7 protein-coding genes and 1 pseudogene are annotated in these 8,579 nt (G+C 72.5%); 4 read left to right on the plus strand and 4 right to left on the minus strand.

Annotated features, from left to right (window positions below; genetic code table 11):
• Positions 1-148: 148 nt before the first annotated feature.
• The 4 genes from GA0115240_RS31740 to GA0115240_RS31755 form a co-directional block, all read right to left on the minus strand.
• On the minus strand, positions 149-2,722 hold the full coding sequence (locus GA0115240_RS31740; RefSeq protein ID WP_093742115.1) for an ABC transporter permease: 2,574 nt from the start codon (positions 2,720-2,722) through the stop codon (positions 149-151).
• A complete protein-coding gene (locus GA0115240_RS31745) occupies positions 2,719-3,597 on the minus strand; it encodes an ABC transporter ATP-binding protein (RefSeq protein ID WP_093742117.1) in 879 nt (292 codons plus the stop codon). The genes GA0115240_RS31740 and GA0115240_RS31745 overlap by 4 nt, the downstream gene beginning before the upstream one ends.
• Positions 3,598-4,039: 442 nt before the next feature.
• Entirely contained in the window at positions 4,040-4,525 is a 486-nt protein-coding gene (locus tag GA0115240_RS31750; RefSeq protein WP_093742124.1) for an SUKH-3 domain-containing protein, read from the minus strand.
• A gap of 8 nt (positions 4,526-4,533) precedes the next feature.
• Positions 4,534-5,043: a YwqJ-related putative deaminase gene (locus tag GA0115240_RS31755; RefSeq protein ID WP_093742118.1), complete on the minus strand. Its 510-nt coding sequence runs from the start codon at positions 5,041-5,043 to the stop codon at positions 4,534-4,536.
• Positions 5,044-5,324: 281 nt separating this feature from the next.
• On the opposite strand from GA0115240_RS31755, the gene GA0115240_RS31760 reads away from it, so the two are divergent.
• From GA0115240_RS31760 to GA0115240_RS31775, 4 genes and pseudogenes are all read left to right on the plus strand, one after another.
• Positions 5,325-6,068 carry a hypothetical protein gene (locus GA0115240_RS31760; RefSeq protein WP_093742120.1) on the plus strand — a complete coding sequence of 248 codons (744 nt, stop codon included), beginning with the start codon at positions 5,325-5,327 and terminating at the stop codon, positions 6,066-6,068.
• Between the two features lie 222 nt (positions 6,069-6,290).
• Positions 6,291-7,040, plus strand: coding sequence for a sensor domain-containing protein (locus GA0115240_RS31765; protein ID WP_161302601.1), 750 nt, complete (start codon positions 6,291-6,293; stop codon positions 7,038-7,040).
• 135 nt (positions 7,041-7,175) lie between these two features.
• On the plus strand, positions 7,176-8,186 hold the full coding sequence (locus tag GA0115240_RS31770) for an SMI1/KNR4 family protein (RefSeq protein ID WP_093742123.1): 1,011 nt from the start codon (positions 7,176-7,178) through the stop codon (positions 8,184-8,186).
• A 7-nt stretch (positions 8,187-8,193) separates the two neighbouring features.
• Positions 8,194-8,579 (plus strand): annotated as a pseudogene (locus GA0115240_RS31775) (hypothetical protein); the annotation flags it as partial.

Genomic DNA, 8,579 nt, shown 5'->3' on the forward strand with positions numbered 1-8,579 from the left:
GCAACGGCGCAAGGCCCCGCACAGCGGGAAGCCGGCCGCAGGCCAACCGGCGCGGCGGGAAGCCGCCCCCAGGCCGGGAAAGGGGCGACCCCGGGCGCGCGAGGGGACGCGCTTCCGGGGTCGCCGTGGGGGGCGGTCCGTGACGGAGTCAGTCCGTCGCGATCGCGTTCAGTACATTCATCCGCGCCGCCCGGAACGCCGGCAGCAGCGCCGCCAGCAGCCCGACCACGGCCGAGCCGACGAAGACCGTCAGGATCGTGGACCACGGCACCCGCAGGATGCCCAGCCCCTGGGACGCCAGCACCTGCTGGGCGCTGGAGCCCCAGCCGAGCCCGAGCCCCAGGCCGACCAGCGCGCCGAACAGCGCGATGACCACCGATTCCAGCCGGATCATCCGGCGCAGCTGCCGCCGCGACATCCCGATCGCCCGCATCAGACCGATCTCCCGGGTCCGTTCGACCACCGAGAGCGCCAGGGTGTTGATGACGCCGAGGACGGCCACGATGATCGCGAGGCCGAGCAGGCCGTAGATCATGTAGAGCAGCTGGTTGACCTGGCTCTGGATCAGGTCCTTGTAGTCGGCCTGGTCGCGCACCTGCACCTGCGGGTAGTCCTTGACGGCGGCCTTGAGCGAGGCGTACGCGGCCTTCTGCTGCCCGTCCGTCGCCTTGGCGAACATCATGAAGTCGCCGGGCAGCTTGCCCGCGGGCAGCAGCCGCCGGGCGGTGCCGATGTCGGTGAACAGGGTGCCGTGCTCGATGGCGGTGTCGTCGCTGGTGACCGCGGCGACCTTCAGCTCGGCGGCGGAGCCGCCGACCAGGGCGACCCTGAGCTCGTCGCCGACCTTGACCCCGTTGTCCTTGGCGAAGCCCTCCGGCACCGACATGGCGTTCTTGCCGTAGGCGTCGGCCAGCTTGCCCTGCACGGTGTCCAGCCGGAGGTCCTGCGCGTAGGTGGCGTCGGCCGCGGTGATGTCCTCCTTGAGGGCCTTGCCCGACGGGAGCGTCACCTTGGCGTTGACCACGGTGTAGTCGGTGAAGTGCTGGATGCCGCTGGCGGACTTCACCGCTTTCTCCGCGGCCGGGGTGAAGGTCTGGTTGCCGTTGTCGCCGATCTGGAGGATGAAGTCGGCGCCGACCGACTTGTCGAGCTGGTCGTTGGCGGACGCCACCATCGATGAGCCGACCACCGACATACCGGAGACGAGCGCCAGCCCGATCATCAGTGCGGACGCGGTGGCGCCGGTGCGGCGCGGGTTCCGCAGCGCGTTGCGTTCGGCGAGCCGGCCCACCGGGCCGAAGAACCGCAGCACCAGGGCGCTGACGGCCCGCACGATGACCCCGGCGAGCAGCGGGCCGACGATCACGAAGCCGATCAGGGTGAGCAGCACGCCGAGCCCGAGCAGGCCGCCGCCGGTCGCGGCCTTGGCGGCCTGGGAGGCGGCGATGAGGGCGAAGACGCCCGCCGCGCTGACCAGCACGCCGATCGCGGCCCGGATCCGGCCCGCCCGGGCGTCGGCGGGGGTGCCGGCGTCGCGCAGGGCGGCCATCGGGGAGATCTTCCCGGCCCGGCGGGACGGGATGTAGGCGGCCAGCACGGTGACGACGACCCCGAGCACCAGCCCCACGACGGGCGTGGTCGCCTTGATGGTCAGCTCGGACGTGTCGAGCTTCATGCCGACCTTGCCCATCAGGTGCATCAGCCCGATGGCCAGCCCGATGCCGCCGCCGATGCCGAGCACCGAGCCGGTGACGCCGAGCATGAACGCCTCGATCAGCACCGACCGGTTGACCTGCTTGCGGCTGGAGCCCAGGGCCCGCATCAGGCCGATCTCGCGGGTGCGCTGGGCGACCAGCATCGAGAAGGTGTTCACGATGAGGAAGATGCCGACCAGTACGGAGATGCCCGCGAAGCCGAGCATCGCGTACTTCATGAAGTTCAGGAAGCCGCCGAGGGAGTCCTTGTCCTTCTGCTTGGTCTCGGCCGCGGTGTCGACGGTGTAGTGGCTGCCGATGGCCGCGGTGACCCGCTGCTTGAGCTGGTCGTCACTGGTGCCGGGGGCGGCGGTGAGCCCGAAGCCGGTGTAGGCGTGCGGGTCGCCGAGCAGCCGGGTCTGCGCGGTGGCGGTGTCGACGTAGAGGACGGCCGCGCCCGGGTTGGTGGTCTTGAAGGTCGCGATGCCGCTGATGGTGACGTCGAAGTCGCCGGGCTGGGCGATGACGCGCAGGGTGTCGCCGATGGCCAGGTGGTGCTTCTTGGCGGTGTCGGCGTCCAGTACCGCGTCGGTGGACGAGGCGCGCGGGGTGTGGCCGGAGGTGACCGTGACGGCCTTGGTCTCGGTGGGGTCCCAGTTGCTGACGATGGTCGGGGCGCCGCTGTCCGGGCTGATGCTGTCGTTCTTCGCGTCGGCGACCGTCACGTCCTGGCTGGTGACGTCGGGGTAGGACGCGGCGACACCCGGCACCTTCACCAGCTTGCTCTGCAGCGAGGCGGGCAGCGCGTCCGGTTTGCCGGTGGCCTGGGCGTCGTCGACCTTCTTGGCGCTGATGGTGACGTCGGAGGCGGTGGAGCCGAAGAGCTTGTCGAAGGTGGAGGTCATGGTGTCGGTGAAGACGAGCGTCCCGCAGACGAACGCCACCGACAGCATGACGGCGACCGCCGAGAGCGTCATACGGCCCTTGTGCGCGAGGAAGTTGCGCACCGAGGTCTTCAGGACGGTCACGACGTCCTCCCGCGGCCGTCGGCGGAAACGGGGGCGGCGGAGCCGGCGGAGCCGGGGAAGCCGGCCGGGGCCCCGGAGGGGGAACCGGCGTGCCGGTGGTCGTCCGCGGTGAAGCGCAGCATCCGCGCCAGCACCGACTCGGCGGTCGGGCTGGTCATCTCGTCGACGATCACCCCGTCGGCCAGATACAGCACGCGGTCGGCGTACGAGGCCGCCACCGGGTCGTGGGTGACCATGACGATGGTCTGGCCCAGGTCGTCCACCGAGCGGCGCAGGAAGCCGAGGATCTCGGCGCCGGCCCGGGAGTCGAGGTTTCCGGTCGGCTCGTCGCCGAAGATGATCTCGGGGCGGGCGGCGAGGGCGCGGGCCACCGCGACGCGCTGCTGCTGGCCGCCGGACAGCTGGGTCGGCCGGTGCCGCAGCCGGTCGGCCAGGCCGACGGTCTCCACGACGCGGTCGAACCACGCGCGGTCCACCTTGCGGCCGGCGATGTCCATCGGCAGCGTGATGTTCTCGGCCGCGTTGAGGGTCGGCAGCAGGTTGAAGGACTGGAAGATGAAGCCGATCTTGTCGCGGCGCAGCTGGGTGAGCTTCTTGTCCTTGAGCCGGGTGATCTCGGTGCCGCCGACCCAGATGCGGCCCTCGGTGGCCGTGTCGAGTCCGGCCAGGCAGTGCATCAAGGTGGACTTGCCGGAGCCCGAGGGGCCCATGATCGCGGTGAAGCGGCCGCGCGCGATGTCGACGTCGACCGAGTCCAGGGCGAGAACGCGCGTCTCGCCGGAGCCGTACGCCTTGGTCACCGAGCGGGCGGCGGCGGCTACGGCCGAACGTTCTCCGTTGCCCCCGGCCTTGGGAATCGTCACTGCCGTCGTCACTGTCACTCCTGGAATCGGGTCTGCCGCGGATGCGGTCTGGCTACGTCTCAGCCTGCTGGAGCGCGCCTGGCGGCACGATGGGGCAGGTCTCCGTTCCGGTGGTGGGGGTAGCCCCACCCCGTTGCCGGAATGGGGCTTCCCACCCCGCCCTATGACCGTAGGGATCAGCCGGGGACCGATCGTCATCCGGCGGTACGAACCGTGCGACGCCGGAAGTAGGTGCCTCCCCCTAAGGGACCGGGCCTGCGCAGGAGACGGCCGTCGGGGTCCGCGACGGGTACGTGCGAAGGTGTCGTGTACACCGAAATACAGCGGGCGCGCTGGGCAGGCGGGTACGGCTGCGGGCGCGGCGTACGGCTGCGGGCGCGGTACGGCTACCGGCGCGGACACCGCTACGGGTGGGGATACGGCTGAGGGTGCGGGCTACGAGTGCGGGCCGCGGTCAGCTCATGCTGAGCCGTACCGGCCGCACCCCGCCGAGCAGGGCGGCCAGCGCCCGGTCCACGTCCGGGCCCGCGTACCAGTCACCGGTGTGGTCCACCGCGTAGACCCGGCCCTCGGCGTCGATGGCCAGCAGCGCGCCGCTGGCCGGCTCCTCGCCGAGCGGGCTGATCCCGGTCTCCAGCGCGCGGCCCAGGTCGCCGAGGGTGCGGGCCAGATGGAGGCCGCGCAGCGGGTCGACCACCACGGCGCTGGGCGCGATCTGCCGCCCCGGCCCGGCGGCGGCCGCGATCTCCAGGCCGCCGAACTCCGCCCACGCCTCGATCGCGGCCGGGAACACCGCGTGCCGGTGACCGCCGGGCGAGGTGTGGGCCCGCAAGGTGTCGGCCCAGTCCTCGGCCTGCTTGATGTCCCAGCGGCCGGGCTGCCAGCCGGCGGCCCGCAGCGCGGCGTCCACACCGACCGGGAAGCGTGTGCTGGCCGGCATGAAATCGCTCACGCGCGGTCCGCCGCGGGATCGAAGGGCAGCACCCCGAAGTGCGCCAGCAGCGGCGCGCAGGAGCGGCAGGGCGGGGCGTAGGCGCCGTGCGCCGGGTCGCCGTCCTCGCGGATCCGGCGGGCGGTCAGCTTCGCGCCGCGCAGCGACTTGCGTGCCTCGCTCAAGGTCAGCGGGCGGCGGGAGGCGCGCTTGCCGCGGCCGGCCTCGACGGCGGTCAGATGGCGGGAGATCAGCACCGCCTCCGGGCAGCGCCCGGTGAACCGTTCACGCTGTGCGACCGGCAGTGCGTCCAGGAAGTCGCGTACGGCGGGGTGCAGTTCGGCCGGCTGTTCGCCCTTGGAGCCGGTGCAGGTGAGCACCTCGTCCCGGATGGACAGCGCGGCGGCCACCGCGGGCAGGATCCCGTCCCGCCGGTGCAGCAGGACCGGCGGCCCGGCGGGGTCGTGCACGGCGCTCCAGGTCAGCCTGGGGTCGGCGGCCGCTGCCGCCTGCAGATGGATTGTCATATTGTGCGTGCATCCCTCCGTGCGCCCGCCCGGGGGCGGGCGGTTCCCCCGTATGTTGATCAGAGTGCCAAACCCGCCCTCGGATGGGGAAGCAGAACGCGGCCGACCACCCTTCCTGTGTGGGCGATGTCACCGTGCTGTGACGCCCGGTCGGCCGCATGAACACAGCGTGTGCACAGGTACGACGAGTGCCATGGACGATACGGCCCCGGTGGCGGGAGGATCGACAGTCGGCCCGCCCAGCGGGTCCCCCCACCGCCGATGCAGGGAATGAGACCCAGATGCGCAAGACCCGATGTGCCGCCGCCTCCCTCGCCGTGCTGCCCGCCTTGCTGCTGGCCGCGGCCTGCTCCGGCAACTCGTCGAACGCGGACGGGAGCGACACGACCCCGAAGAGCACCCCGTCGGCGTCCGCCACCACCGCCGGGAAGGCCCCGCTGACCAAGGCGCAGCTCACCAGCGCGCTGGTGACCACCGCCGACGTACCGGGCTGGACGGTCCAGGTCTCGCAGACCGACGCCACCGACTCGCAGGACAATTCGACGCTGACCGCGGACAAGCCCCAGTGCCAGCCGCTGGCCGACATCACCAGCAGCAAGCCGAAGATCCGCCGGCTGGCGTTCGTCGGCGCCGCCTTCGCCAAGACCACCGGCCAGGCCACCCCGGACCAGATCGACCAGATGCTGGTCGCCAGCCACGCGCCCGGTGACGCGCAGAAGGTCATCGACTCGGTGAAGGCCGCCCTGGCGACCTGCACGACCTTCAACGCGGTCGACAACACCGGGACGAAGACCCCCTTCGCCATCACCAAGGGGCCGGCGGTCGGGACCGGCGACGCGTCGGCGTCCTACGTCATGACCGACACGGCCGACAAGAAGACCGGTGCGGCGCTGGTGAGCGTGGTGAAGTCCGGCGACACCATCACCGCCTACCTGTCGGTGAAGTCGGCCGGCGGCGCGGGCCAACTGCCGCTGGACGTGGCCCGCAAGCAGAACGACAAGCTGAAGGCGGCCCAGGCCGGTTAACGGGCAGGCCGGTCAGCGGCGCGGGCCGGTTGGCGGCGCGGGCCGGTTGGCGGCGCGGGCCGCGCGGTCCTCGGCCGTCCCGTCGGCCGTGCGGATCGCGCCCCCGGCCGGGTGCGGATCGGGGGCGGGTAAAGTCGCGCGGCAAGCGGGCCGTCTCGCCCGCGGGTCCGGACGGGTGACGGGACGGCCGCCGGGCGGCCACGACACATGGGGAAGACATCGATGCCGATACCTGCACGCAGTCGCCTACTGGCCGGTAGCCGCGCCGGCCGCCGCGCCGCCCTGGTCGCCGCGGCCCTGCTGCCCGCGCTCGCCCTCACCGCCGGCTGCGGCGGAAGCGGCGGCGGGAAGCAGCCGCAGCCGGTGAAGGCGTCGGGCGCGGTCCCCGCCGCCGAGCTGACCCGGGCGCTGCTCACCTCCGCCGACATCCCCCACGTGCAGGTGCTGCCGGCGGCCAGCAAGACCCAGTTGCTCGGCGGGCCGCAGAAGGCCGATCCGGCCCGGTGCCAGCCGATCGCCGACCAGTGGGCGAGCCAGCCGCAGCACCCCCGGCAGGTGTACGCCGGCGCGATGGTCACCGACACCGCGGACCCGGACAAGAACGCGAAGGCCATCAGCCTGGAGGTGATCGCCTCCTACCGGCCGGGCGAGGCCACCTCGGTGCTCGACGCACTGGCCGCCGCGCTGCGCGACTGCGACAGCTACCGGGTCACCCGAGGCGGCGTCACCACCACCTTCCAGGTGCGGCCGGTGGCGCCGGGCGGGGCCCCGCTCGGCGACCAGCAGGTCACCTACACCGTCGCCGATCCCACCAAGGGACAAGAAGGGACGGTGCTGGTCACGGTGGTCCGCAGCGGGGACGCCACCGCGGCCTACGAGACGGTCCGCGCCGACCACAAAACGGCCTCGCTGCGAGCGGCGATCCCTCTGAAGCAGGCGGCCAAGCTGCGGGCGGCGGCGACCGGGAACTGACGTGTCCGGGTTGTCCACAGGGGGCTTGCGGAGTTGTCCACAGGGTCCGCGGCCGAGGCCGACGCGACGTCCGCCGCACCCCCTAGGCTGTCCGTCATCGGTTCGGAGGCAGGCACGAGCAGGGGGGCAACGGCCATGACGACAGGTCGGCAAGGGGTGGGGGCACCTCCCGGGTCGGGCGCGGCGGGAGCGTCGCCGCCGCCCAACGCGGCCTATGCCGGACAGGTCGTGCACTTCCCCGATCCGGTGCGCGCGGCCCGGCATCCGCGCGGAGTGTGGGTGGATGACGCGGGGCACCCCGACTTCTCGCCGTACGCCCGCGCCGCCGCCGAGATCGCCGAACCGCCGGAGGGTTTCGGCGTGGACGAACTGCGGCTGACCGACTACGTGTCGGCCAACGCCGCGCTGCACGCCGCCGGACACGAGCTGTGGGGCAGCCTGCCGCCGGTGGCCACCCCGCACGGCTGGACCTGGCACCACGTCCACGGCAGCCGCCGGCTGGAGCTGATCCCGGTCGAGGTGAAAGCGCTGCTGCGGCACCACGGCGGTCTGGCCACGTCCGTCGCCGACCACGGCAAACGCGGCACCCGCCCGCTGCAGGAGACCCGCCCGGTGCACTTCGGGCTGCCCAAGGACCCGGTGGCGGTCGGCGAGCAGCAGGTGCGCGACATCGAGGAGGAGCTCGGTTACCGGCTGCCCGGCGCCTACCGCACCTTCCTCAAGGCGGCCGGCGGCTGCGCGCCCAAAGGCGTGGCCCTCGACGCCGAACTGGGCCTCCTGATCGACCAGCCCTTCTTCACCGTCCGCGAGGACGCCGCGGTGAACGACGTGGTGTACGTCAACAAATGCCTGCGCGACCACCTCACCAAGGACTACCTGGCCATCGGCTACGTCCAGGGCGGCATCCTCGCGGTGAAAGTGCGCGGCGAGCGGACCGGCTCGGTCTGGTTCTGCGCGTACGACGACGCGCGCGACGGTGAGCGCTGGGGCAGCCCGGCGGAGCGGGTCGCGGAGCTGCTGCTGCCGTGCGGCGACACGCTCGACGCCTTCCTGCTGCGGCTGGCCGGCAATCCGCCGGAGCTGGAGACGGTGGCGAATCTGATGGTGGACGGCGGTTTCGCCACGGCCGTCCCCGTGGAGGGGTGAGGCGGACATGGTCACTTTCGCGCAGGCGCAGGAGCGCGCGGAACGCTGGGTCAACGGGGACGTCTCCGCGTACGAGACGCGGGAGATCCGGGTCCGCGAATTCGACCTCGGCTTCGTGGTGTGGTCCGAGGCGCGGCCGGACGGCCCGACCTCCGACGACGGCTCGGTCCGTGTCGTCATCGCCCGGGACAGCGGCGAGGCCACTCTCTGGCCGGCCCTGCCCATCGGCGAGCTGATCCGCCGTTACGAGGAGGAATACGGCCCGGTGCCGAACGACGCGGTGCCGGACCCGCCGCAGCGGCTGGACCTGGAGGCGACATCCTTCCTGCTCAGCCCGCCGCAATGGCTCCAGGACGCGGCCGACCGGATGGGCGTCCAGGACCGCCGTCCGCC

Origin of the sequence: Streptomyces sp. DvalAA-14 (assembly GCF_900091855.1) — a bacterium.
Taxonomy (GTDB): domain Bacteria; phylum Actinomycetota; class Actinomycetes; order Streptomycetales; family Streptomycetaceae; genus Actinacidiphila.